Source organism: Glaciimonas sp. OK215, assembly GCF_057787885.1.
The window spans coordinates 5803524-5829315 of record NZ_CM173544.1 but is presented as its reverse complement, the minus strand read 5'-3'; the positions used below and the strand labels follow the sequence as shown (position 1 = coordinate 5829315).

The following is a 25792-nucleotide window of genomic DNA, read 5'->3' as shown; positions in this document are numbered from 1 at the left end:
GACAAGTTTCCCCTCTTTATCCGAATGCCAGTCGTCTCATTTGGCAACGTCTCAATGCGGAAGATCAAAAGCAACGTCAACAGCAACAGCAACAGCAACCCCTCGGCGCTCCGTGGTGGGTTCAGCAGGGCGCAGCAATTCGGCACGCTGCGCTGCCTGCAAACACAGTTCCCGGTTCACTGCAGAGGCTGTGGCTTTTGACGTTGCTTTTGAATTCCGCATTGAGACGTTGCCAAATGGGGCGGCTGTCAGTCGGGAATTGTGGGGAAACTTGTCTGAGCGCAGCGAGTTTGTTTCCCCACCCGACTGGCAGACGACCCATTTGGGAACCTGACCGAAGGGAAGGCAACGGCTTTGCGTCGCCTTCTTTTGGTTACTTTTCTTGGCGAAGCAAGAAAAGTGACTGGCTGTCGGGCCACCCCCGACTAGCATCCACGGAGTAGTGACCGTTTCAATTAACGACGACCGAAATCCTGGGATTGCATCCCAGCCGACTTATAAGAGAATCGAAAGAAAATGCAAAGTTATTTCGAATTGCTAGCGCGCTACCATGTCTGGGCCACGGAGAAAATACTCGATCAGATCGCTACCATCAGCGAGGAAGATTATCGCCGTGACAGCGGCCTGTTTTTCCACTCGATCCACGGCACGCTGAATCATATGCTGGTCGGTGACCTGCATTGGTACGCGCGTTTCACCGATGGCGCGCCGCTGAAACTGGCACTGGATGCCGAGGCCGTGCATGAGCGGTCGGCGCTCGACGTCGCATTGCGCACGGCGGTCGGACGCTGGAGCGACTTCCTCAGCGGCTTGCAGGCACAACGTTTTGACACGCATCTGCATTACAACACGGTGTCCGGCGCACCGGCGATCACACCATTCATCGCGACGCTGGCGCATGTATTCAATCACGGCACCCATCATCGCGGCCAGCTCAGCGCGGCCTTGACCGGTATGCGCCATGCCTGCCCGGAGCTGGATCTCATGTATATGGTGCGTGAAGAACTGCCATTGGAGATTAAACAATGACCTATCAAACCCTCGTAGTCGAGCGCGCACCCGAGAATGCGCATGTCGCGACTATCGCCTTGAATCGTCCCGAAGTCCGGAACGCCTTCAATCAGACCGCGATCGCAGAAATCACCCGGGCCTTTACCGAACTGGGTGCAGACCCGGAAATCCGGGCGATCGTGCTGGCGGCCAACGGCGCGGCGTTTTGCGCCGGCGGCGATCTGAACTGGATGAAAGCGATGGCCGATTACACGCCGGAGCAGAATCGCGCCGATGCCGGCCAGCTGGCGGCAATGCTGCAGACGATTTATCACTGCCCGAAGCCGGTGATTGCGCGCGTGCAGGGCGATTGTTATGCCGGCGGCCTGGGCTTGATTGCCGCCTGCGATATCGTGGTGGCGGTGGAGGCGGCGCATTTTTGTTTGTCGGAAGTCCGCATCGGCTTGATTCCGGCCACCATTTCACCTTATGTCATCAAGGCGATAGGCGAGTCGGCGGCGCGCCGCTATTTCATCACCGCCGAGCGCTTTGCGGCCAGGGTGGCACAGCGGATCGGCCTAGTCCACGAAGTGGTGGCGGACGCGGATCTGGATGAGACCGTCGGCACGTTGCTGAAAGCCTTGCTGGCAGCCAGTCCGGATGCCGTGACCGACGCCAAGCGCCTGGTGCGTGAGGTTGCCGGTCAGCCGTTGAGCGCGGCGCTGATTGCCGCCACGGTCGAAGGTATCGCTCAAAGTCGCGCCTCCGTCCAGGGCCGCGAAGGCGTCCGCGCGTTTCTGGAAAAACGCTCACCGTCGTGGCTGCTTTGATGCCGCTGCAGCGATACATATACAATCCCGGTTCTCCTGCAGTATGGCGGGCGCAGGCCTGTCAGTTTTAAAAGTTAACAGATGATAAATAATGGATTTTTAAGCAACCCCTATCCGACCTATCATGCGCTGCGTCAGGCCGGGCCGCTGCACTGGAACGAAGAGTTTTGCGGCGGTGCCTGGCTCCTGACCGAATACGCCGATGTCGCCAGCGTGCTGCGCGATCCGCGCTTTTCGGTACGGCGTGCCGGCGGCTGGGCGAATAGTAGCGGCCCTGAGGCGATGACCGAGCTGCGCGAATTCAAGCGCATATTTTCGCGTTCGCTGCTGTTTGTCGATGCGCCCCAGCACACACGCTTGCGCCAGGTCATGAATGCCGGTTTCAAACCGGCGGCGTTGCAGTCGCTGGCGCCGCAGATTCAAACGCTTGTCGATCGCCTGCTGGATAAGGTGACTGCGGCCGGCACTGGGACGACTTTCGCGACGTTCGATTTCATGCGTGATTTCGCCCGGCCCTTGCCGGCGCTGGTGATTGCCGCGATGTTGGGCATAGACGGCGCCGACCGGGCCGAATTTGTGGCCTGGTCGGACGATATCGCCGACTTCATCGGCAGCCCGACACCGACCATCGAGATTGCCCGCCGTGCGCAAACCAGCCTGGTGGCGATGAACGAATATTTCCGCGCACTGCTGCCACAGCGGCGGTTGCGGCCCGGCGACGATTTGATCAGCCAACTGATACTGGCGGAGGCGAGCGGCGGCATTATCACGACCAAGGAATTGCTGGCGCAATGCTGCACGCTGCTGTTTGCCGGGCACGAGACTACCCGCAACCTGCTCGGCAATGGCATGCTGGCGCTGCTGCAACATCCGCAACAATGGCAGGCCTTGCAACAGGATCCGGCGCTGTTGCCATCGGCATTGAAGGAGTTGTTGCGATTCGACAGCCCGGTGCAATACACCGGCCGCCGCCTGAAAGTCGATGTCGAGATGCATGGCCGGCGGATGAAAAAAGGGGATCTGGTGATTCCCTTGATCGGCGCGGCGAATCGCGATCCCGCCAAATTCAGCGCCCCGGATGTGCTGGATATCCGCCGCAATCAGGGCGCGCACCTGTCGTTCGGCTACGGCCCGCATGTCTGTATCGGCGCGACGCTGACCTATCTGGAGGCGGAGATTGCGCTGCGCAGCGTGATACGCCGTCTGCCGGCATTGGCATTGGCTGGCGCTACCCAGTCATGGGGGCGCAACGCCGTGTATCGCAGCCTCAACGCATTGCCATTGCGCTTTGCCTGCGCCAACGACAGCGCCGTCGCAGGAGATTCAGCATGCCTGATCTAATGGATGAAATCAGCGCGCAGTTATTCCAGTTGCAGGAGCAGAAACTATTCCGCCAACGCCGCATCGTGGACGGCCCGCAAGGCCCGCTGCTGACGATAGACGGCCGGCAAACACTGGCATTTTGCAACAACGATTATCTCGGGCTGGCGAATCATCCGGCGCTGATCGCCGCCGCGCGCGACGGACTTGAACGTTTCGGCGTCGGTGCCGCTGCATCGGCGCTGATCAGCGGCCATAGCAGCGTGTGCGAGGAGCTGGAAGTGGCGCTGGCGGCTTTTGTCGGCATGCCGCGGGCGCTGTATTTTTCGAATGGCTACATGGCGAATCTGGGGATCATTCCGGCGCTGGTCGGCCCCGGCGACATGGTGCTTTCCGACCGCCTGAATCACGCTTGCCTGATCGACGGTGCGCGTCTTTCCGGTGCCGAATTCCGGGTGTATCCGCATAACGATGTGGTGCGCCTGGCGCAACAGCTGGCCAAAAGCAGCAGCCCGCGCAAGCTGATCGTGACCGACGGCGTATTCAGCATGGATGGCGATATCGCGCCACTGCCTGAACTGTTGGCGTTATGTGAAAAATACGATGCATGGCTGCTGGTCGACGATGCCCACGGCTTCGGTGTGCTCGGTCCGCAGGGACGCGGCAGTCTGGCGCATTTCGGACTGGCCTCGCCGCGCGTGCTATACATGGGCACGCTGGGCAAGGCGGCCGGTGTGGCGGGCGCCTTTGTCGCCGGCGATGCGACGCTGATCGAATGGCTGTTGCAGCGGGCGCGCACGTATGTGTTCACCACCGCCAGCCCGCCGCTGCTGGCCAGCGCACTGCTGGCCACGCTGAACTTGCTGCAAACCGAAGACTGGCGCCAGCAGCATCTGCGTCAGCTGGTCCGGCAATTGCGGGAAGGACTGGCGGATCTGCCATGGCCTTTATTGCCTTCCGAGACCGCGATCCAGGCCTTGGTCGTGGCCGACAATCAACTCGCGCTGGACCTGATGGCCGACTTGCTGGAGCGCAACATCTGGGTCCCGGCGATCCGGCCGCCGACGGTCCCCAAGGGAACTGCGCGTTTGCGCATGACCTTGTCGGCGGCGCATACCACGGAACAAGTCGATCAATTGATCGCCGCGTTACATGCAGCGGCGAAAAAATACGGGGCGGGCAGCGGCATCGACTCCGCCACCCTGCCTGCCAAGGAAGCATTTTGAAAGAAAACACACAATCCGATTGGGTAAAACGCAGCCTGCAAAGCGTCTGGCATCCCTGCACCCAGATGCAGCAGCATGAAACCGTGCCGCTGATCCCGGTCAGCCACGGCCGCGGCGCCTGGCTGTATGACGCCGATGGCAAGCGTTATCTGGATGCCATCAGCTCGTGGTGGGTGAATTTGTTCGGGCATGCCAATCCGCGCATCAACGCGGCGTTGAAAGACCAGCTGGACAAGCTGGAACACGCGATGCTGGCGGGGTTTACGCATGAGCCGGTGATTCGTTTGTCCGAACAGCTGGCGGCGCGCACCGGCAACGTGCTGGGGCATTGCTTCTATGCATCGGACGGCGCCTCGGCGGTGGAAATCGCGCTGAAGATGAGCTTCCACTCCTGGCGCAATGCCGGCCACAGCGCCAAGCAGGAATTCGTCTGCCTGAAGGGCAGCTACCACGGCGAAACCATCGGTGCGCTGGCGGTCACCGACGTGGCCTTGTTCCGCGATGCCTATGGACCGCTGTTGCGCCAGGCGCATGTCGTCATGTCGCCCGATGCCCGCGCCGCGCATGAGGGCGAGAGCGCGGCCGACGTCGCGCGCCGCGCCGCCCACTCGCTGGAATTGTTGTTGCAGCAACGCGGCAGCCATATCGCCGCCGTGATTATCGAGCCGTTGGTGCAATGCGCGAGCGGCATGGCGATGCACGATCCGGTCTATCTGGCGGAAGTGCGCGCACTCTGCGATCGTTATCAGGTGCATCTGATCTTTGATGAAATCGCGGTCGGCTGCGGTCGCACCGGGACATTTTTTGCGTCCGAGCAGGCGACTGCCATTGGGACCGAAGCCGGACCGGTCTGGCCCGATTTCGTCTGTCTGTCGAAAGGCATCAGCGGCGGTTATCTGCCGCTGTCGCTGGTGATGACCACGGATGCCATCTATCAGACCTTTTACGATGCCGACGTCACGCGCGGCTTTCTGCACTCGCATTCCTACACCGGCAATCCGCTGGCCTGCCGCGCTGCGCTGGCAACGCTGGAAATTTTCGAGCAAGACGATGTGCTGAATGCCAACCGCTTGAAAGCAGAACGGATAACGGCTGCATTGCAACCGCTGGCGCAGCACGCGCGCGTACGCAACTTCCGCCAGCGCGGCATGATCTGGGCGTTTGATGCGGCGATAGACGATCCGGCAGTCGCAGCGACTTTTTCGCGGCGCTTCTTTAGCAAGGCGCTGGAAAATGAATTGCTGCTGCGGCCGATAGGCCGCACCGTCTATCTGATGCCGCCGTACATCCTCGACGATGCCGAATGCGACACGCTGGCGGCCCGCACCGCCGCGGTATTCGAAAGCGTGATCGCCGATGAATAAATTAACGTGTGCCTATTTTGTGGCCGGCACCGATACCGAAATCGGCAAGACACTGATTGCCAGCAGCCTGTTGCATGCGCTGACCAAAACCGGCGTCCGCACGGCCGCCATGAAACCGGTCGCCGCCGGTGCCGAATTGCGCGACGGTGTCTGGCACAACGACGATGCCGATGCATTGGCGGCGCGAGCCAGTGTGGCATTGCCGAGCGCGCTGGCAACGCCGTATCTGTACCGCCAGCCGACCGCACCGCATATCGCCGCAGCGCTGGAAGGCCGGACCATAGAACTGCCGCATATTCTGGCTTGCTATCGGCAGATAGCGGCGCTGGCGGATGCGGTGGTGGTCGAAGGCGTGGGTGGCTTTCGGGTGCCGCTGAATGACACCACAGACACGGCCGATCTGGCGCAGCAGCTGGGATTGCCGGTGCTGCTGGTGGTTGGCCTGCGCCTCGGCTGCATCAGCCATGCTCTGCTGACGGTGGAAGCGATTGCTGCGCGCGGCTTGCCACTGGCTGGCTGGGTCGTCAATACCGTCGATCCCGACATGCTCAACAGCAATGCCACGGTCGATGCGCTGGCAGCGCGCATCGATGCGCCCTTGCTGGGCCGGGTGCCGCGGTTGTCTGCACCCGCTGCGGAATTGGCCGCCGCCGCCGCCGCTTATCTCCAATTTTCAAGTTTGCCGGGCTGGCCTGCCGGTGTAACAAATTCCCTCAATACAAAGGAAATCTGACCATGTCTTCGCAACCGACTTCATCCCAACCAATGACCTTCCAGCCTGGCATCGCCCAGCAAATAGCCACACCGTTAGCCGATGCGGCGTGGCGCGTCGAAGAAGTGCTGGAACTGTTCAATTTGCCGTTCAACGATTTGTTGTTCCGCGCCCAGCAAGTGCATAGAGAAAATTTTGATCCGACCGAAGTCGAGCTGGCCACGCTGTTGTCGATCAAGACCGGCGGCTGCCCGGAAGATTGCGGTTATTGCCCGCAGGCCGCGCGCTATGACACCGGCGTGGTCGCGCAAAAAATCCTGCCGCTGGACACCGTGCTGGAAGCGGCACGTCAAGCCAAGGCGCATGGCGCTACCCGCTTCTGCATGGGCGCGGCATGGCGCGAGCCGAAAGACCGGGATCTGGAACATGTCGAAGAAATGGTCCGTGAAGTCAAGGCCCTCGGCCTGGAAACCTGCGCCACGCTGGGCATGCTGGGCGAAGGTCAGGCCGAGCGCCTCAAGCAGGCCGGTCTCGATTACTACAATCACAACCTCGATACCGCACCGGAATTGTACGGCGACATCATCACCACCCGCGATTATCAAAACCGTCTGGACACCATCGACAGCGTGCGCAGCGTCGGCATCAAAGTCTGCTGCGGCGGCATCGTCGGCATGGGTGAATCGCGCCTGCAACGTGCCGGTCTGGTGGCGCAACTGGCCAACATGACGCCGTATCCCGAATCGGTGCCGGTGAACAATCTGGTGCAGGTCGAAGGCACGCCGCTGTACGGGATCGAAGCACTCGATCTGCTGGAGTTCGTGCGTACCATCGCGGTGGCGCGGATCACCATGCCGAAGGCGCGGGTGCGCTTGTCCGCCGGTCGCCGCCAGATGGGCGAGGCGATCCAGGCGCTGTGTTTCCTGGCCGGTGCCAACTCGATTTTCTACGGCGATAAATTGCTGACCACCGGTAATCCGGAAGTCGAAGAAGATCGCGCCTTGCTGGCCAAGCTGGGCATGCACACACGCTCAACCGCCATCGATGCGCGTTGCGAAGTGACGCAGGCCTGAATCGGTCAAACGGCGCGGTCAAACGACGCGGATCAATCTTCGCGCGTCCATCGCCATAAGCTGATGGACGCAGCAGTTTGATGTCATTGTTTTTAAGCAAAACAAAACAAATACAAATGGAGGAGCCATGTTCACTAAAATCCTGATCGCCAATCGCGGTGAAATCGCCTGCCGGGTTGCCGCCACGGCACGCCGCATGGGGGTCAAGACGGTCGCGGTGTATTCGGACGCGGATGCCGGCGCCAAGCATGTCGCGGTCTGCGACGAGGCGGTCCTGATCGGTCCGGCGCCAGCCAGGGAAAGCTATCTGCGCGCCGACAAGATTATCGAAGTCGCATTAGCCACCGGTGCCCAGGCGATCCATCCGGGCTACGGTTTCCTGTCGGAAAACGCGCAATTTGCGCAGGCTTGCGCGGCGGCCGGGCTGGTGTTCATCGGCCCGCCGGCCAGCGCGATTTTTGCCATGGGCTCGAAGTCCGCCGCCAAGGCCTTGATGGAAAAAGCCCGGGTGCCGCTGGTGCCCGGCTATCACGGCGACGATCAGGATCCCGATCTGCTGCAGCAAGAGGCCGACAAGATCGGCTATCCGGTGCTGCTCAAGGCCAGTGCCGGCGGCGGCGGCAAGGGCATGCGCATTGTCGAGCAAAGTGCCGATTTCAAGTCGGCATTGGCATCCTGCAAACGCGAAGCCATCAATAGCTTCGGCGATGACAAGGTGCTGGTCGAAAAATATCTGACGCGGCCGCGGCACATCGAGATCCAGGTATTCGCCGACAGCCATGGCGACTGCGTTTACCTGTTCGAACGCGACTGCTCGGTGCAGCGCCGTCATCAAAAAGTGCTGGAAGAAGCACCGGCGCCGGGCATGACGGCGGAACGCCGCAGTGCCATGGGCGAGGCGGCGGTTGCGGCTGCCAAGGCGGTCGCTTATGTCGGTGCCGGCACCGTCGAATTTATCGCCAATCAAGACGGTTCGTTTTATTTCATGGAAATGAATACCCGTCTGCAAGTCGAGCATCCGGTGACGGAAATGATCACCGGCATCGATCTGGTCGAATGGCAATTGCGGGTCGCGGCCGGTGAACCGCTGCCGATGCAGCAGGGCCACCTGAGATTGCACGGCCATGCGCTTGAAGCGCGGATTTATGCCGAGAATCCGGACAAGGGATTTTTGCCGTCGATCGGCACCCTGCGTCATATGCGCACGCCGCCGGCGCGTGAATTCGAGGTGACGCAGTCAGCCGGGGCGGTGGTGCGGATCGATTCCGGGGTCCGCGAAGGCGATGCCATCTCGCCGTTTTACGATCCGATGATCGCCAAGCTGATTGTCTGGGCCCCGGATCGCCAGCAGGCGCTGGTGAGTATGGCAAGTGCGCTGGCGCAATATCAGATTGTCGGTCTGGCCAGCAATATCAACTTCTTGCAACGGCTGATCGCCAGCCAGCCTTTTTCCACGGCGGATCTGGATACCGGTTTGATCGAGCGTCATCAAGACGCTTTGTTCCCGCCGGCCCAGCCGGTCGATGTGGCGGTGCTGGCACTGGCGACGGCGGCACTGCTGGCCGCCGAACGCAGCGCCACCGCCAGTCTCGGCAATCCGTGGACGCATACCGGCGGCTGGCGTTTGAACGGTAATCTGCAACGCCAGCTGACGTTTGTCGACGACGGCAAGACCACTGTCATTGCCGTGTTGTATCAGTCGGGCAGTTGGTTGCTGGAGCATGCGCAACATTTCAGTCGGATGACGCTGTTGCGGCAGATTGGGAGCGACTACGAAATCAGCCTCGGCGATCGCGACGTGCGTGGCACCGTGGTGCGCGAGGGCGAGCTGTTTCAGGTGTTTACCGGCGGCCGCCAGCATACGCTGGGTTACCTCGACCCGCTGGCCCATGCCGGCGAGAGCGAAACCGAAGGCGGCCGCCTGACCGCGCCGATGCCGGGCAAGATCGTCGCGGTACTGGTAACGCAGGGCGATCAGGTCAAAAAAGGCGCACCGCTGCTGATCATGGAAGCCATGAAAATGGAGCATACGATTGCGGCACCGGCCGATGGCCTGGTGGAAGAACTGTTGTATGCGGTCGGCGATCAGGTCGCGGAAGCGGCACAATTGCTGGCATTCAAACTCGATGTAGTTGAAAAGCTGATGGAATGAGGGTGATGCAATGAAGGTCATGTTTTATGCGCCGCCGGACAGTGGCATGGACGGCTGGCTGACGGATCTCGCTACGGCTTTACCCGAGGCGGAATGCCGGTTCTGGCAAGAGGGCGATACGGCACCCGCCGATTACGCCGTGGTCTGGCGACCGCCGGCAGCCATGCTCCAGGGGCGCCGCGATCTGCAAGGCATTTTCAACCTCGGTGCCGGCGTCGATGCGATTCTGCAGCTGGGTGCCGCGCTCCCCGCGGATGTGCCGCTGATCCGGGTGGATGACGGTGGCATGGCGATCCAGATGGCGGAATATGTGACGCACGCCGTACTCGGCTATTTCCGGCGCTTCGACATCTATCAGCAGCAGACCGCGCGCGCCCAGTGGCTACCATTGGCGTGCAATGAAAAGCAGGACTTCAGTGTCGGCATTCTTGGCCTCGGCGTCCTCGGGACGCGGATTGCCGAGGCATTGCGGCATTTTGAATTTCCGCTGAATGGCTGGAGCCGAAGCCGGAAAGAAGTGCCCGGCATGCGCTGTTATGCCGGTGCGGAAGGACTCGATGCATTCCTGCGGGCATCCCGGGTGCTGGTCTGCATACTGCCGCTGACGCCTGATACCCATGGCATCCTGAACCGCGAAAATCTGCAGAAACTGCAGAAGGGCAGCACTGGCGCGTACGTCATCAATGTTGCCCGCGGCGGTCATCTGGTGGAAGACGATTTGCTGGCCATGATCAATAGCGGACAGGTGGCCGCGGCAACCCTGGATGTCTTTGCGCAGGAACCGCTGCCGCCCGCGCATCCGTTCTGGCAGGAGCCGCGCATCAGCATGACGCCGCATGTGGCAGCGGTATCCGTGTACAAGGATACCATCCGGCAGATCAGCGACAAGATACGCGCGTTGCAACGTGGCGCTGCGGTGAGTGGGATAGTGGACCGGAATACCGGATATTAAAAGGAGTTTGAGATGACATTCCCAGGCAAAGTCAAAATCGTTGAAGTCGGTCCGCGCGACGGCTTGCAAAACGAAGCGGAAACCATTCCTGCAGAGATCAAGATCGCGCTGGTAAATCAACTGACGGCGGCCGGTTTCGTCAACATCGAAGCAGCCTCGTTTGTGTCGCCCAAATGGGTGCCGCAGATGGCCACTTCGGCCGAGGTGATGGCGGGCATCACCCGCAAGCCGGGCGTCATTTATTCGGCGCTGGTACCCAACATGCAGGGCCTGGCGGCGGCATTGGCGGCAGATGCCGATGAAATGGTGATTTTCGGTTCGGCATCCGAAGCCTTCTCGCAAAAGAATATCAATTGCTCGATTGCCGAATCGATCGAACGCTTCCGTGACGTCGCGCTGGCGGCCAAACAGGCCGGCAAGCGCCTGCGCGGCAGCATCAGCTGCTCTTTCGGTTGTCCGTATCAGGGCGAGGTCGGCGTAGATTCGGTGGTGGATGTTTTGCAGCGCCTGCGCGACCTCGGCTGCGACGAGATCGATATCGCCGACACCATCGGGGTCGCCACCCCCAACCAGGTAAAAGCGGTCATGCAACGGCTGGTGCAGGAATTCCCGATCGAGCGCCTGTCGGGCCATTTCCATGATACCTACGGTCAGGCACTGGCGAATATCTACGCCAGCCTCGAGGTCGGGATTTCCATTTATCACGCGTCCGTCGCCGGTCTGGGCGGCTGTCCGTATGCCAAAGGCGCGACCGGCAACGTTGCGACCGAGGATGTGTTGTATCTGATGCAGGGACTTGGCATCGACACCGGCATTGATCTTGATGCGGTAGTGACGGCCGGGCAATTCATCTCGCAGCATCTTGGGCGCAAGGCGGCCAGCCGTGCCGGGAATGCGATTGCTGCCAAGCGGGCATCGACCTGAGCACCTCAGCCGGGTTGGACGTCTCTTTACTTTGAATACAACCGCTTGCAGGCGCCGCGACTGCGTAGAATGACCAACTTAATTTAATCAGGAAGTGAAATCATGAAAAAGTCCGGTCTGGCAAAGAAGCAAGCAATGAAAATTACCGGCCAGATGCAGCAGCCGGGTAGCGCCGCCCCCTTCGGTCAGGTCGCACCGGTGGCGCTGGATCGGCGCGAGCAGCGTAAACTGGATCAGGCGCTGGGGCTGGTACCGTTTGCCGTCAAACTCAATAGCGATCTGGTGCAACAGGTGCAGGCCCTGGCGCAGCAGCGCGCATGCGGCGTAAATGAACTGGTCGCGGAATTGCTGACCAAGGCATTGGCAACGGAATAACACACAGCGAACAATATCCCGATGGAAAACACCAAACTTCCCGATACCGCCCAACGCGTCGCCGATCTGCTGGCAGCGCTGGGCCATGACAAGCTGGTAGTGATGTTGCCGGAGACCGGCAAGACCTCGGCCGAGGCCGCCGCCGGTCTGGGTTGCAGCGTCGCCGAAATTGCCAAGTCGATCGTCTTCCGGCGACTCAGCGATGACGCTGCCGTGATGGTGGTGGCCAGTGGCAGCAACCGGGTCGATGAGCGCAAGGTGGCGGCCATTGTCGGCGCCCTTGGCAAGGCCGATGCACGCTTCGTCAGGGAACGCATCGGTTATGCCATCGGCGGGGTCTGTCCGATCGGGCATGTCGGCAAGACCGTCATGCTGATCGATCAGGATTTACTGGAACTCGACAGCGTCTGGGCCGCGGCCGGCCATCCGCATGCCGTTTTCAACCTGACGCCGCAGCAACTGGTTGCCATGACGGCAGCACCGGTTGCTGATGTGGCATTGCGGGCCTGAGTTGGCTGACGCTTTCTCTTTTCATCAGGATGTTGACGAACCGGACGAACCGGATATCACCCGTTCACCTTGCATTAGCGTATGTCGGATGAACAATGACAGCGGCTTATGTGAAGGCTGCGCTCGCACGCTGGATGAAATTTCTGCCTGGCCGGATGCCGCTGACGATCGGAAACGGGCAATCTGGCGCGCTATTGCGCAACGGCGCCAGCGGGCAGGTCGCCAATGAGCGGCTCCTTGCGCGCGTTGTTGCCGCCGGCCATGCACATACTGCAACGCGGCTGGTTATCGTCGAACAACATTCTGTTTCTCGGGCGCGAGCAAACCGCCTTGATCGACAGCGGCTATCTGACGCACGCGCCGCAAACCGTGGCGCTGGTAGCGCAAATTTTGCAGGGGCGTGCGCTCGACTGGTTGCTCAATACCCATACCCACTCCGACCATTGCGGCGGCAACGCCGCGTTGCAACAAACGTATCGCTGCCGCACCTTTGTTCCGGCGGCCGAGGCGGCCAAAGTGCGCGCCTGGGATCAGGATGCGCTGAGTTACCGCGCCACCGGGCAGCAATGCGCGCGCTTTGACTGCGATGCGACCTTGCAAGGCGGCGACCGGATAACGCTTGGCGATATCGGCTGGCAAGTTCTGGCGGCCCCCGGTCACGATCCGCATGCGCTGATGTTCTATTCCCCGCAACAGCGGATCTTGATTTCCGCCGATGCGCTGTGGGAAAACGGGTTTGGGGTGATTTTTCCGGAACTCGATGGCGAGTCGGGTTTTGCCGAAGCGCGGGCGACGCTGGAAATGATTGCCGGCCTGGACGTGGCGCTGGTGATTCCCGGACATGGCCGGCCATTTACCGATGTTGCCGGCGCGCTTGCCAACGCTTTCTCACGGCTTGACTACCTGGCGGCCGAGCCGGTCCGGAATGCGCAACATGCGCTCAAGGTCCTGCTGAAATTTTTGCTGCTGGAACGGCAACAGCTGAGTCTGGCGGAAGTGACAAGCATGACCGCAACGATTCCGTTGATGGTCTCCACCAATCAACGCTATTTGCAACGCTCCGACGCCGAACTGGCCGCCTGGCTGGTGGCGCAACTGGTGCGTGCCGGTGCGGCCAGGCTGGATGGCGAGATGTTGCTGAATTGCGATTGAAATAACAATCTTCATCTGGCTGCAGATGGCAAACTACACGGACCGCAGGACAACCCGGTTGGCGAATTCAGTTTAGAAGATAAAATCTAGCACGATCGTACTTTTTTATGCGGTGTTTCGCCCTATAATCAATTCTTTGATCCCATTTCAAGAGGTCGTTATGGCACTGCCCGCCGTGTTGCAAAACCTGAGCCTTCCCGTCATTGGTTCGCCGATGTTTATCGCCAGTGGTCCGGCCCTGGTTGCGGCGCAATGCAAGGCCGGTATCGTCGGTGCGTTTCCGGCATTGAATGCGCGTCCGGCCGAGCAGCTGGACGTCTGGCTGACACAATTGCAAACTGAACTGGCGGCTTACCAGGCCGCCCATCCCGCCGCCAGAGTTGGTCCGATCGCGGTCAATCAGATCGTCCATCAGTCCAACGACCGTCTGGCCCACGACGTCGAAATGTGCGTCAAGCATCAGGTGCCTATCATCATCTCCAGTCTGCGCGCGCCGCCGAAAGAGATGATGGATGCGATCCACAGCTATGGCGGCATCGTGCTGCATGACGTGATTTCGATTCGGCATGCCGAAAAAGCGCTGGAAGCCGGCGTGGACGGCCTGATCCTGGTGGCCTCTGGCGCGGGCGGCCATGCCGGTCCGCTGTCGCCGTTCGCGCTGGTCGGCGAAGTCCGCAAATTCTTTTCCGGTCCGATTGCGCTGTCCGGTGCGATTGCCACCGGCGACGCGATTCTGGCGGCGCAGGCGATGGGGGCCGATCTGGCCTACATCGGTTCGCGCTGGCTGGCGACCAAGGAAGCGAATGTCGATGAGGCGTATCGTCAGGCCATCGTCGAATCGTCCGCGGCCGACGTTGTGTACACTAACCTGTTCACCGGTATCCACGGCAATTACCTGAAAAAATCCATCCTCAATGCGGGCCTCGATCCGGACAATTTGCCGGAAGCGGATAAATCCAAGATGAATTTTGGCTCGGGCGGAAGCGGCGCCAAGGCCTGGCGCGATATCTGGGGTGCGGGTCAGGGCGTCGGATTGATGGACGACGTGCCGACGGTAGCGGCGATGGTGGATCGCCTGCAGACGGAATACCAGGCTGCGCGGCGACGATTGGCGCTGTAACTACTTGCCTGAATTTTTGACGGTGGCGCTTTTTTTGCCGCCGTCATCACTTGCGGGTGTTAATAAGCAGTTGGCCCAAAGGACGAAATCTGGCGGGAATTCAAAGATTTACGACAAAGTGCTGCGACGCAGCAACTCGAACCACCTCAAAATAAGAGGTTGGTACTTTCCATAAGGAAACGTTTCTGTAGCTCACCCGCTACACTGCTCGCTCAGGACCGGCACCGAGGCCAACCCTTATCAAGACGGCCGTCCAGCAGCAATCCAGTCCTTGGTAGCATTCATCGTCAACCGATAGCGTGCGCAGTTGAACTCCTCTAACTTCTGCAGCTCGTTTGTCAGAAGCTCTTCAAAGCCCGGCGCCTTATCCGCGGTGAGGTGCAATTCTTGAAGCGCATCCGAGCGCGATTTTCGCTCACGGACGACAAGGCAAATGGCATCATTGAGCGATTCCCTGTAGCGAAGGCGCCCAGGGTCCGGCTTCCCCATTGCCTCGAGAATCACGGCATATTTTTCAGTCGAGCGACGATATGTGACATCAAAAAGCTTGATGGCGAGCGTTACGTCGCGTTTCTCGTACACACCAAGCATTGCCTCTGCATATGCTTGGCGGTCCACGTCCATAAAGGACAATGGGGCGCAGTTGTAGAGCATCAGGGGGATGTTGGAACTGACGCGGCTTACCCGCTTGTTCCCGTCTTCGAACGGCTGCAAGTAGGCAAGGTTCACCCAAAGAAAGAACGCAGCTTCGACGGGATTCTTTATCAGGCAAGCTTTCGCGACGATATGCCCAAGCATTTCCTCGAGGAGCAAGGGGACCTGCGAGGGCAGGTACACGGTGTCGCTGATATTTACCACGCGCTGCCGGATGGCGCCAAGCTGGTCGCTATCTGGCAAAAGGTCTCGCATCAACAGCGCGTGCAAGTTGCGAATGACACTGCCATTGAGCCCCTGTTCCGGAACTGCATCTACGAGAAACTCGATGGCGTTCTTGTGGTTCAACAGCATGACTGCGTCGAGGTCCTCACCGGCAATCCCACTCTTGAAGAGTTCCTCCGTATCTAATCGGGTGTAGTTGTTACCTTCAAGGTGAGAAGAAGACCAGGAAAGGTCGATAAGCAAAGGTTCCAAGACCTTCCTTGCATATGTTCCCGCTGGCTGCTGGCCCTTCATCCGCCCCAGGTTCGCCAACTCGTCGGCCAACCCGGACGGCAACAAGAAGGTAGAATTTGGCACGTAGTCATCGACAAAATCCCGACGGTAGGTGACTGGCTGGCGGGTTCCAAGCGGTTGACGCAAGGCCTCCCGCAGCGCAGCGGCCTGCTCGGCAAAGCTAGCAGAGATAGCTGTGGCTGGCTGAGGGGTAGGCTGTCCCGCAATGGGCGTGGTCGCGACCTCGCGTGTAGGTGGATTTGCGAGCCGCAGACGTGTCGCTCGTCCGCGCCCTTCGCGTTCGACTTTGCTTGCCGATACCAGACGTTCGATTACGCGATTAATGGTCTGCGTGCTGGAGTTCAGCCACTCTGCGAGCAAACGAGATGTGGTCGATAAAGTACCGGCATTCCAGAGGCTCGTCATGGCCTGAAGTACATCGTCGTCGGTGATTGATTGCTTTCTTGCCATGGCAGGGTATCCGCGGGTAGTGGTATGCGCATTCTTGAGGCGATTCGTTGCGTTTCGACTCATAACTTGAATTTTGAGTCGATACTACCGAAGTCCGCTCATAATTTCAATATTATGAGTTGATTCTCATCAAATCGACTCATAATCATCGCCGTTGACTTTAAACTCTGCTCAAAACCGTAAATCTGCTCATAATATCGAATACGTTGCGTCTTGCGCTATAGCCCGAGCCGGCCGATCCAGTCCGACAGGATGTGCAGCAATTCGGTCGGACGTTCGAGCGGCGTCATGTGACCGCTGTCTTCCATCACCACCAGCGTGGACGACGCAATCCGCTGCGCCATTTGTTGTGCCTCGTCCACGCTGCGCAACTGATCGTTGCGGCTGGCAACGATCAGCGTCGGGCAAGCGATGTTGTGCAGATCGCCATAACCATCGCTGCGCAAAGCCGATAACTGGCGAATGAAGACGTCTTTGCCGTTGCCTAGCGCCATGGCTTGCAGGCGCTCCAGCAAACCCCGGTCGCCGGCACGTTCGGGATGCACCGAGGATGCCAGCGCGCGCGTGGTGAGGCCCTTGAACGGCATGCGTTTGGCCAATTCAACCTGGGCCCGGTTGCGTGCGACTTCGTCACTGCTGTTCTGGCGTGCCGAGGTATTCAGCAGCGCCAGTGCGACTACGCGATGCGGTGCCTGCAGAGCGATGGCTTGCGCCACATAACCGCCCATCGAAAAACCGATCAGGATGAAGCGATCCGGCGCTGTTTCCAGCACCCGTAGCGCCATCTTCGCGATGGCATCGTCCTGCCCCAGATCGCCAAAATGCAAATGGCCCAGCTGTGCCAGGCCAGCATGCATGTCATCCCACAAAGTGGCGTCCAGCATGAAGCCCGGTAAGAGCAACAGATCCGGCTTCATGCGGATTTTCCCGGTGATGTGATTGCCATTGGAGCCATTGGAATTTACTTGCGGTATTTGACCAGTTCCTGTTCTACCACCAGATCCAGCGTCCATTTGAGTGCGCTGGCGTCGGTCGGCGGATTCGGGTTGCGCTCTTCCAGTATGCGCAAACGATATTCAATGCCGGGTTCAGGTTTGAAGCCGACTATGTCGCCGTGCCAGAGCTGCCAGGGGGCTTTTTTGTCTTCGCGGATTTGGTAGCAGGTTGTCTTCATCGTACCGGCATTGCATGGCGCTTTGCCGGCGGCAACGTAGACGAATTTTATCTGGGCGGTGGCGCCGGCTTTTTCACGTGCGTGGAAGGTCATGGTCTTGCCGTCGACGGTCTGCATCTCCAGTACCGAGCCGGTGATGTTGTAGTTATTCACTGCCTGCAGCTTTTCGAGGAAGTCCGCCTCGAAACGCATTGCAGGTTCCGGGCACGCCATGCGCGTCGTCACCGCTTCAACAATCGTCAGCCGGCCTGGAGCGCGCATCGAGAACGGCGCCGAAAACTGGTTGCACCAGGCGCGACCGCTGACGCGTCCCTGGCCTTTTTCGTGGCTGAAAGTCAGAATCACCGGCTCGCCGGTGTCGCCGTGTGGAATCACATGGTTGGGCCAGCTGGTGAGCTCCCAGCGCGATGACAGGAGCTGAGGGTCGTCGGCCACCGGTTTTTCCGGCGCCGGGCCGGCACAGGCTGCCAGCATCGCACCCGCTGCGAGGATGAGCGTCAAACGGCAAGCGGAAGAGAGGGTAGGCGTCATGTGGGCTCCGAAGCATTGTCAGGTTATTTTTTCAGCGGCGTATTTTATAGCAGTAACAACGATTCTAACGACAAACCGGGACTCCCTCCCGGGTGCTTGCCTGCCCAGCCGCTCACTCCAGCCATTTGGCCTGACTGGCTGCCAGCGCAACCGCAAGACACAGCACCCCAACCAGCGCCAGCGCCGCGTGCAAGCCAAAGCCGTGCGCCAGAAAGCCGATCATCGGCGGGCCAATCAGGCCGCCGCCATAACTCAGGGTGGCGACACCCGCCAACGCGGTTGAACCATGGCGGCCGGCTGCACTAAACATGAACGGGAACACGGTAGCCACGCCGACGCCGGTGAGCGCAAAGCCGACGATGGAGAGTGGAATATTGGCGGCGATCAGCGCGACAAGAATGCCGATGCCGGCAGTCAAGGCGCCGGCGGTGACGACTTTGCGCGCGCCGAAACGCTCCTTCAGGCGATCGCCTATCAGCCTGGTGACCAGCATCATCGCGGCGAAGGCCGCAAAAGCCAGCGGCGCGATACCGTCGCTAGCCTGCAGCCAGTCTTTCATGTAGACCCCGCTCCAGTCGGCAATCGAGCCTTCGACAATGGCGCCGCAAAATCCGATGACGCCGAGCGCAATCAGCGGGCCGTGCGGTAAGGCAAAATGTTTTTTCCCGGCAATCGGTTCCGGCCGATCGTTTGGCAGTGCGTTGTAGCAAAGTCGTAACGGCAGCGCGCATACCAGCGCCAGCAAGCCGAAGTGCCAGAGGGTCGAAATACCGATACCCGCCAGCCCGCTTCCGATTAACGCGCCAGACAAGGTGCCAACGCAAAACCACGCGTGCAATAGCGACATGATCGAGCGGCCGGCGATCTTTTCCGCTGCGGCGCCGAGCGCGTTGATGGCGACATCGAAACAGCCGGAACAAATGCCGAGGCTGGTCATCGCGACCATCAGCAATGCCATATTCGGCGCCAGCGCCAGCGCCGGCATGGTCAGCAATAAAGCCAGCCCGGCATACCAGGCGCTGTGACGGGCGCCGTAATGGCCGGTCAGCCACGCTGCCAGCGGAAACGAGCCAACCGCGCCGATCCCTGCGCACAGCAAGACCAGGCTCAATTCGGCCGGGTCAAGTTGCAAGGCATCGCGCACCGCCGGAATCCGTGCGGCCCAGGTCGCGTAGACCACGCCCAGCAAGATGAACAGCAGCGGTAGCGCAGCTTGACGCATGCGGCTGATGGAGAGGGCGGGAGCGGTGAGTTGATCAGGGCTTGTCGACATATAAATTGCGTGTGCGAATCGCTCTGTAACAACGCCATGCGGTGTCGCAGACCGATTCGGTCCGGGTTCAAACCATGCCTAGGAGCCTGTCGGACTTGGGAGTAATCGGCTGCAAAAATATCTGGACGGTCCATATTTCACCGCCTTCTCGGTCAATAGCTCGCTATTGACACTTCGAATCCGGCAAAATCTGTCCTCGCCCAGCTATTTTTTCGCTTCGATTCCCCAAGTCCGACAGGCTCCGGCGGATAACGATCGGTGCATCCGACCTGCGTTAATTCTGCAAATGCCTGGGCAATGCATCCAGCAACGCCTGGCAATCGGCATCCGTTCCTACCGTAATGCGCAAAAATTGTGCAATCCGCGGACTGTTGAAGTGACGGACGATGATGCCGTCGCTGCGCAATCCGGCGGAGACTTGCGCCGCATCGTGCTGCGGATGGCGGGCGAAGACGAAGTTGGCGGCGGAGGGCAATACTTCAAAGCCGAGTGCGCTCAGACCGGCAACCAGCCGGTTGCGGCTGCTGATGACGGCTTGGCGGGTGTGGTCGAAATGGGCTTGATCCCGGATCGCGGCGGTGGCGCCGACAATCGCCATGCGATCCAGCGGATAGGAGTTGAAACTGTTTTTGATGCGTTCCAGTGCAACGATCAGATCCGGATGGCCGATGGCAAAGCCGACCCGCAGGCCAGCCAGCGAGCGCGACTTTGACAGGGTTTGCACCACCAGCAGATTTGGATAACGCGCTACCAGCGGAATCGCACTGTCGCCGCCGAAGTCGATGTAAGCCTCATCGACAATCACCGTGCTGTCCGGCTGTGCGGCGACCAGTCGTTCGACTTCCGCCAACGGCAGCAGGCAGCCGGTGGGTGCGTTTGGATTCGGAAAAATGATGCCGCCGTTCTTGCCTGCGCTCAGATAATCATCGACCTGAATCGTGAAGTCGTCAGCCAGGGGGATCGTCTTGTAGGCGATCTGATACAGGCTGGAATAGGTTGGGTAAAAGCTGTAAGTAATGTCCGGATACAGAATCGGATCATCGTGTTGCAGCAGTCCCTGGAATGCATGCGCCAGGACTTCATCGGAACCGTTGCCGACGAACACGTGTGCACGGGTGATGCCATGTTGCGCATGTTGTTCGGCAATCGCGAGCTTGAGTGGTTCGGCGTCCGGGTTCGGATACAGCCGCAAAGTGTCGGCGGCTTCGCGCTTGATCGCTTCGATTGCCAGCGGCGACGGGCCGTACGGGTTTTCGTTGGTATTGAGTTTGATCAGCTTGCTGATCTTCGGCTGCTCGCCTGGGGTGTAAGGTGTCAGGCGACTGACGATGGGACTCCAGTATTTGCTCATGGGGATCGCTCAAGTGGGTGGTGCGTAACCCGATATAGTAGCAAACCCGCCAAGGTTCGCACGCCTGTTGTCGAATTTTGGATCGTGTGTCCGGCGCGCAAGGCTTGCCCTGGCGTCCCAGCTGCTAACATGCTGCAACTAATTGCGCGAATGCACACCTAACGCTCATCTTAAAAATTGCCCAACTTCAGAAGCGCTTGGATAACCGTTGCCCGGCCACATACCGGCCGCCAAACGGCGATCAAACCGCTTGTGTGTAACAGAAACAGGAGTCTGCCCTTGAATACTTTTGCCATCGACCATCTAACCTCGCTCTGGACTTTCCTGATAACGTCGTCGCTGCATTACGCTGTGAATGCCTTGCTGGCGATCATCATATTGCTGCTGGGCTGGTGGTTTTCATCCAAGTTATCGAATGCGTTCGAGCGTCTGCTGATCCGCTCCAACGTCGATGCCACCTTGCGGCCGGTATTGCGCAGCGTGTTGCTGTGGCTGGTGCGCCTGATCACAGTGATTGCGGTGCTGGGCCAGTTTGGGGTGCAGACCGCGAGTATTATCGCGGTGCTCGGCGCGGCCAGTCTGGCGATAGGCCTGGCGTTGCAGGGCACGCTGCAAAACATTGCGGCGGGCATGATGCTGTTGTTCCTGCGGCCGTTTCAGGTCGGTGAATACATTGAAAACAGCAGCGTGGAAGGCACGGTGGATGAAATCGGGCTGTTCGCTACCAAGCTGACCAAGGCCGATGGCCTATGTCTGTTTGTGCCCAACAACCAGCTGTGGAACAGCGCGGTGACCAACTATAGCCGTCACGAGCGGCGTCGTATGGATCTGCCGATCGGGATCGATTATAAAAATGATCCGGCGATTGCGATTCACGCGTTGACCGAGTTGATCAATGCCGACCCGCGGGTACTTAAGACCCCGGCAGCGCTGGTGGTCGTGAGTGATCACGCGGACAGCGCAGTGATGCTGAAGATACGGTTTTGGGTCAAGACGTCCGACTATTGGGCGGTGCGCTGGGATATTTGCCAGCAACTGAAACCGACGCTGGATGCGATTGGCTTTTCGATCCCGTTTCCAGTGCGTCAGTTGCTGCGCGAGCAGAGTGTGAGTCAGGCGGTTTCATAGGCGCGCCGCTTTTCATAAGCTAAACAAGCGACAGCAAAAAAAATGGTGGAGCAGGCATTGCCTGATCCACCATTTTTCACATCACATTGTCAGAATCAATACGTGTAGAACATCCGCTGGATGTCCTTGGTATTGTTGGTCTTGGTCAGCGCCAGCATCAACAAAATACGTGCTTTCTGTGCATTCAGCGTGTCCGATACCACGAAGTCCAGCTCATCGTCATTGGCTTCACCGTTTCGCGCCACAATGCCCTGGCCGACGCGGCTGGCGCGGACGATGATCACGCCCTGCTTGCGTGCCGCCACCAGCGGTGCTTTCATTTGCGCCGCGATACTGCCATCGCCCACGCCGGCCTGGATAATGCCCTTGGCGCCGGCGGCGACGTCGGCATCCAAGGCGACGCTATTCATATCGGCGTAGCCGTAGACGATGTCGACCTTTGGCAGCACATCGAGCTTGCTGATATCGAATTCAGTGTCGACCGTATTCTTGCGCGTCGACTGCCGGTAGAAGTACGGCTTGTTGCCCTGAATGTAGCCCAGCATGCCGAGTTCGGGCGACTTGAAGGTGTCGGTGGTTGAAGTATTGGTCTTGGTCACTTCGCGCGCAGCATTGATCTGGTCGTTCAATGTTACCAATACGCCTTTGCCCATCGCTTCCTTGCTGCCGGCCAGCAGTACGGCATTGTACAAATTGATCGGGCCGTCGGCGGAGATCGCGGTCGAAGGACGCATCGCGCCGACGATCACGACCGGCTTGCGGCTCTTGACGGTGAGGTCGAGAAAGTACGCGGTTTCTTCGATGGTGTCGGTGCCGTGGGTGATGACGATGCCGTCGACATCCGGTTGCGCCAGCAAGGTATTGACGCGCTTGGCCAGCTTCAGCCAGTGGTCGTTGGTCATGCTTTCGCTGGCGATCTGGAATACCTGTTCGCCTTTGACATTGGCGACTTTTTTCAGCTCCGGTACCGCCGCGATCAGTTTTTCCACGCCGACGGTGGCGGAGGTATAGCCGACTGTCGTGGTGCTGGTGGCGCCGCTGCCGGCGATCGTGCCGCCGGTCGCCAGGATCATCACATTCGGGAGTTTGGCCTGAGCGTCTTGCGCTTGCGCCAAAGAGCTTGCCAACGAACCCGACAACAGCAGCGCGCCGAACATCAGCTGCAGACAAGGCTGAAAACGAGAGTGAAATTTGTGCATGGTCGTACGTCTCCTGATGGATAGTGATTGTTATGAGTCGACTTACATTGCGATAAGCCGATCGCGTGACTTGTTAACGCATGCCGACGATGCCGATAGTAAGCGCTGTCACGGATTCGCACTCTAGGGAGGTTGAACGCAGAAATCTAATGCAATATATGCATAAACCTATGCATAAGCGGTATCAACTATCAGGCGGAACTGTGTATGGAGACAGCGTCGTTGAAAACAGTCCCTAAAGCAGCAGCGACGCCGCAATCGTCCACATCACCAGCGCGATCGCGCCATCCAGCACGCGCCACGAGATCGGTTTGGCAAATACCGGTGCGGCAAAACGTGCGCCGAATCCCAGCCCGAAAAACCAGAGCAACGACGCCAGCATGGCGCCGGCGGCAAACAGTACGCGGCCCACGCCTATCTCTTGCCCGCCGACCGATCCCAGCAATACGACGGTGTCTAGATAGGCGTGTGGATTGAGCAGGCTAAATGCCAGGGCACTGGCGATGACCGCCGCATGGGGCGGAGGCGCGAGCGGCTTGGCGGCGCTTGAAAGGGCCGCCGGTTTCCATGCGGCCAGGGCGGAACGGATGCCGTACCAGACCAAAAATGCGGCGCCGCCCCATTTCGAGAAGGCGAACAAACCCGGATTGTCGGCGATCAGGGCGCCAGCCCCGGCCACGCCGAGCGCGATCAGCATGGCGTCGCACAGGCTGCAGATCAATGCCGACGTGAGTACATACTGACGTTGCAGGCCCTGACGCAAAACGAAAGCGTTTTGTGCGCCGATAGCGATAATCAACCCGCCGCCGAGCCCCATTCCTTTGATAAATGCTGCGCTTTCCATAGCTCTCCTTAATTAATGATGCCAGCGTACCGGGAGGTAATATATAAGTACAATGAATGTATCTACTGATAAATAAGTAATTCTTATGTTGGGGGGTGGCATGAAGAATCTGGACTATCGCGGTCTGGCGGCACTCGACGCGGTCGTGGCGCTGGGCAGTTTCGACAAGGCGGCGCTGGCGCTGCATATCAGCCAGTCGGCGGTATCGCAGCGGATACGGACCATGGAAGACATGACCGGCCAGTTATTGATCGTGCGCGCACAACCGCCGTTTGCGACGGTGCTGGGGCAACGGCTGATTGCCCACTATCGTCAGGTCAAGCTGATGGAGGCGGCACTGGAGATCGACGTCGGTGAACCCGGCAGCCTGCCGGATATCGCTATCGCGGTGAATGCGGATACCCTGGCGACCTGGCTGCTGGATGCGCTCGCGCCGGTACTGAATCCGCCGCAATGCCAGTTGACGGTACTGATAGACGATCAGGATCACACGCTGCAATTGCTGCGCGAAGGCAGCGTCTTCGCCTGCGTAACCAGTTCGACCGAACCGGTGGCGGGCACGACCGCAACGCCGCTGGGTGTGGAGCGCTATGTCTGTGCGGCGTCGCCGGAGTTTGCGGCACGCTGGTTCAGCGCCGGCTTTACCTCAGCGGCAGTGGCGCAGGCGCCGGCAGTGGTGTTCAACCAGAAAGATGCGCTGCATGCACGTTATCTGGATCGGCGCTTAGGGTGGCAGTCCGGCTTTCCGCATCATTCGATCGCCTCGTCGGAAGCGTTTGAGAAGTTTGTGCGCGGCGGCCTCGGCTACGGCATGTTGCCGACGTTACAGATCGATCATGCGCTGGCGGCCGGGGACCTGGTGGATCTGACGCCGGACGATGGGATAGAGGTTCCGCTGGTCTGGCATGCGTGGAATATCCAGACGCCGTTGACGCAGGCGCTGTCAGAGCAGATTATCAAGACAGCGCGGCTTAGTTTGAACTACCTTGCAGATGCAGCACCAGATAATCGATAAAGACGCGCATCTTGCGTGCCAGATAACGATTCGGCAGATATTGAATGAACGCCGTGCCCTGATAGGCCGCGAGGAAGTCCCAGTCGGCCAGTACCGGCACCACTCGCCCTTGCGCCAGTGCAGTATGCGCGGTGAAATAAGGCAGGCAGCCGATGCCGAGATGCTGCAGCACGCCTTCCAGGCGCACTTCGCTGTGATTGGCGATATACCGTCCGTGTACTGTGATGGCGCTGGTTTCAGCGCCGCGCCGAAAGCGCCATTCGGCATCGTCCGCGGTTTCGCCCAGATAGATGCAATTGTGCCGGCTCAGCTCTTGCGGATGGGCTGGCGTGCCGTGTTCGGCCAGATATTCCGGCGTTGCGCACAACACCTGGTCGATCTGCATTAAGGCGCGCGCGACCACCCCATCCGGCGGCCGGTCGGTGATGTAAACAGCCAGATCGACATCGTCGTTTATCAGATCGAGCCGACGATCAGTCAAGATCAATTGCACGTCAACTTCCGGGTATTGCCGTAAAAATGCCGGCATCAGCGGGCTGACTACGGTCTTGCCGAAGGCTTTCGGCATGCTGACCCGCAGCAGGCCTTGCGGCAGCGCGACGAATTTGTTGGCCACGTCAAGCGCCGCTCTGGCCGCCGCCACCATTTTCAGACAATCCTGATAAGCTTCGGCGCCAGCTTCGCTGAGGCGCAATTTGCGCGTAGTTCGCTCCAGAAGACGGACCGATAACGCCTGTTCCAGTCGGGATACCTGGCGGCTCACCGCCGATGGCGTCATGCCGAATTCCAGCGCGGCGGCCGAGAAGCTGCCGGTTTCCACCACCCGGACAAACACCGCCATATCGGGCATCAGTTTGATGAAGCGATTATTTCCCATGCGTGCGCAATTTATTCCCTACCGGTACAAGTATTGTTCCGAATGAATGGATTATCGCAGTTATCGGAATAAAACAT

Annotated in this window: 25 protein-coding genes; 17 read left to right on the top strand and 8 right to left on the bottom strand. The window is 59.6% G+C overall.

The window, feature by feature from the left end:
• The first annotated feature begins 516 nt into the window (after window positions 1-516).
• The 15 genes from AC3CHX_RS27005 to AC3CHX_RS26935 all read left to right on the top strand — a co-directional run bounded on the left by AC3CHX_RS27005 (window position 517) and on the right by AC3CHX_RS26935 (window position 14700).
• Window positions 517-1029, top strand: a complete 513-nt coding sequence (locus tag AC3CHX_RS27005) for a DinB family protein (protein ID WP_488631023.1) — start codon at window positions 517-519, stop codon at window positions 1027-1029.
• A complete protein-coding gene (locus AC3CHX_RS27000) occupies window positions 1026-1820 on the top strand; it encodes an enoyl-CoA hydratase/isomerase family protein (protein WP_488631022.1) in 795 nt (264 codons plus the stop codon). The genes AC3CHX_RS27005 and AC3CHX_RS27000 overlap by 4 nt, the downstream gene beginning before the upstream one ends.
• 81 nt (window positions 1821-1901) lie before the next feature.
• Window positions 1902-3161 carry a cytochrome P450 gene (locus tag AC3CHX_RS26995; RefSeq protein WP_488631021.1) on the top strand — a complete coding sequence of 420 codons (1260 nt, stop codon included), beginning with the start codon at window positions 1902-1904 and terminating at the stop codon, window positions 3159-3161.
• A complete protein-coding gene (gene bioF / locus AC3CHX_RS26990; protein ID WP_488631020.1) occupies window positions 3149-4366 on the top strand; it encodes an 8-amino-7-oxononanoate synthase in 1218 nt (405 codons plus the stop codon). Before AC3CHX_RS26995 ends, bioF begins: the two co-directional genes overlap by 13 nt.
• On the top strand, window positions 4363-5730 hold the full coding sequence (gene bioA, locus AC3CHX_RS26985) for an adenosylmethionine--8-amino-7-oxononanoate transaminase (RefSeq protein ID WP_488631019.1): 1368 nt from the start codon (window positions 4363-4365) through the stop codon (window positions 5728-5730). The genes bioF and bioA overlap by 4 nt, the downstream gene beginning before the upstream one ends.
• The gene (gene bioD / locus AC3CHX_RS26980) at window positions 5723-6463 is read left to right on the top strand and encodes a dethiobiotin synthase (protein ID WP_488631018.1); all 741 of its coding nucleotides are present in this window, start codon (window positions 5723-5725) and stop codon (window positions 6461-6463) included. The genes bioA and bioD overlap by 8 nt, the downstream gene beginning before the upstream one ends.
• A gap of 2 nt (window positions 6464-6465) precedes the next feature.
• Window positions 6466-7515: a biotin synthase BioB gene (gene bioB / locus AC3CHX_RS26975; protein WP_488631017.1), complete on the top strand. Its 1050-nt coding sequence runs from the start codon at window positions 6466-6468 to the stop codon at window positions 7513-7515.
• 127 nt (window positions 7516-7642) lie between these two features.
• Window positions 7643-9667: an acetyl/propionyl/methylcrotonyl-CoA carboxylase subunit alpha gene (locus tag AC3CHX_RS26970; RefSeq protein ID WP_488631016.1), complete on the top strand. Its 2025-nt coding sequence runs from the start codon at window positions 7643-7645 to the stop codon at window positions 9665-9667.
• A gap of 10 nt (window positions 9668-9677) precedes the next feature.
• On the top strand, window positions 9678-10619 hold the full coding sequence (locus AC3CHX_RS26965) for a 2-hydroxyacid dehydrogenase (protein ID WP_488631015.1): 942 nt from the start codon (window positions 9678-9680) through the stop codon (window positions 10617-10619).
• Between the two features lie 12 nt (window positions 10620-10631).
• On the top strand, window positions 10632-11543 hold the full coding sequence (locus tag AC3CHX_RS26960) for a hydroxymethylglutaryl-CoA lyase (RefSeq protein ID WP_488631014.1): 912 nt from the start codon (window positions 10632-10634) through the stop codon (window positions 11541-11543).
• A 102-nt stretch (window positions 11544-11645) separates the two neighbouring features.
• A complete protein-coding gene (locus AC3CHX_RS26955; protein WP_488631013.1) occupies window positions 11646-11918 on the top strand; it encodes a hypothetical protein in 273 nt (90 codons plus the stop codon).
• Between the two features lie 21 nt (window positions 11919-11939).
• On the top strand, window positions 11940-12428 hold the full coding sequence (locus tag AC3CHX_RS26950; RefSeq protein WP_488631012.1) for a YbaK/EbsC family protein: 489 nt from the start codon (window positions 11940-11942) through the stop codon (window positions 12426-12428).
• Complete coding sequence (locus AC3CHX_RS26945) at window positions 12409-12657, top strand: DUF1289 domain-containing protein (protein ID WP_488631011.1); 249 nt, start codon at window positions 12409-12411, stop codon at window positions 12655-12657. Before AC3CHX_RS26950 ends, AC3CHX_RS26945 begins: the two co-directional genes overlap by 20 nt.
• Window positions 12654-13580: an MBL fold metallo-hydrolase gene (locus AC3CHX_RS26940; protein WP_488631010.1), complete on the top strand. Its 927-nt coding sequence runs from the start codon at window positions 12654-12656 to the stop codon at window positions 13578-13580. The genes AC3CHX_RS26945 and AC3CHX_RS26940 overlap by 4 nt, the downstream gene beginning before the upstream one ends.
• Window positions 13581-13740: 160 nt before the next feature.
• Window positions 13741-14700: an NAD(P)H-dependent flavin oxidoreductase gene (locus AC3CHX_RS26935; RefSeq protein ID WP_488631009.1), complete on the top strand. Its 960-nt coding sequence runs from the start codon at window positions 13741-13743 to the stop codon at window positions 14698-14700.
• A 240-nt stretch (window positions 14701-14940) separates the two neighbouring features.
• On the opposite strand, the gene AC3CHX_RS26930 is transcribed toward AC3CHX_RS26935, so the two are convergent.
• The 5 genes from AC3CHX_RS26930 to hisC all read right to left on the bottom strand — a co-directional run bounded on the left by AC3CHX_RS26930 (window position 14941) and on the right by hisC (window position 20652).
• Complete coding sequence (locus tag AC3CHX_RS26930) at window positions 14941-16323, bottom strand: Fic family protein (protein WP_488631008.1); 1383 nt, start codon at window positions 16321-16323, stop codon at window positions 14941-14943.
• 218 nt (window positions 16324-16541) lie between these two features.
• Window positions 16542-17240 (bottom strand): alpha/beta fold hydrolase, encoded by a 699-nt coding sequence (locus tag AC3CHX_RS26925; RefSeq protein ID WP_488631007.1) that lies wholly within the window; start codon window positions 17238-17240, stop codon window positions 16542-16544.
• Window positions 17241-17284: 44 nt separating this feature from the next.
• Window positions 17285-18028 carry a DUF4377 domain-containing protein gene (locus AC3CHX_RS26920; RefSeq protein ID WP_488631006.1) on the bottom strand — a complete coding sequence of 248 codons (744 nt, stop codon included), beginning with the start codon at window positions 18026-18028 and terminating at the stop codon, window positions 17285-17287.
• A gap of 112 nt (window positions 18029-18140) precedes the next feature.
• Window positions 18141-19301, bottom strand: coding sequence for an MFS transporter (locus tag AC3CHX_RS26915; RefSeq protein ID WP_488631005.1), 1161 nt, complete (start codon window positions 19299-19301; stop codon window positions 18141-18143).
• 274 nt (window positions 19302-19575) lie between these two features.
• On the bottom strand, window positions 19576-20652 hold the full coding sequence (gene hisC, locus AC3CHX_RS26910; RefSeq protein WP_488631004.1) for a histidinol-phosphate transaminase: 1077 nt from the start codon (window positions 20650-20652) through the stop codon (window positions 19576-19578).
• 279 nt (window positions 20653-20931) lie between these two features.
• Between hisC and AC3CHX_RS26905 the strand changes: the two genes are divergently transcribed.
• The gene (locus AC3CHX_RS26905; protein WP_488631003.1) at window positions 20932-21780 is read left to right on the top strand and encodes a mechanosensitive ion channel family protein; all 849 of its coding nucleotides are present in this window, start codon (window positions 20932-20934) and stop codon (window positions 21778-21780) included.
• Window positions 21781-21875: 95 nt separating this feature from the next.
• On the opposite strand, the gene AC3CHX_RS26900 is transcribed toward AC3CHX_RS26905, so the two are convergent.
• A complete protein-coding gene (locus AC3CHX_RS26900) occupies window positions 21876-22937 on the bottom strand; it encodes a type II asparaginase (protein ID WP_488644947.1) in 1062 nt (353 codons plus the stop codon).
• A gap of 277 nt (window positions 22938-23214) precedes the next feature.
• Window positions 23215-23823, bottom strand: coding sequence for a LysE/ArgO family amino acid transporter (locus AC3CHX_RS26895; protein WP_488631002.1), 609 nt, complete (start codon window positions 23821-23823; stop codon window positions 23215-23217).
• Between the two features lie 100 nt (window positions 23824-23923).
• Here AC3CHX_RS26895 and AC3CHX_RS26890 point away from each other — a divergent pair, with 100 nt between their 5' ends.
• Window positions 23924-24838 (top strand): LysR family transcriptional regulator ArgP, encoded by a 915-nt coding sequence (locus tag AC3CHX_RS26890; RefSeq protein ID WP_488631001.1) that lies wholly within the window; start codon window positions 23924-23926, stop codon window positions 24836-24838.
• Here AC3CHX_RS26890 and AC3CHX_RS26885 read toward each other — a convergent pair.
• On the bottom strand, window positions 24795-25715 hold the full coding sequence (locus AC3CHX_RS26885) for a LysR family transcriptional regulator (protein WP_488631000.1): 921 nt from the start codon (window positions 25713-25715) through the stop codon (window positions 24795-24797). The genes AC3CHX_RS26890 and AC3CHX_RS26885 overlap by 44 nt on opposite strands.
• Between the last annotated feature and the right edge of the window lie 77 nt (window positions 25716-25792).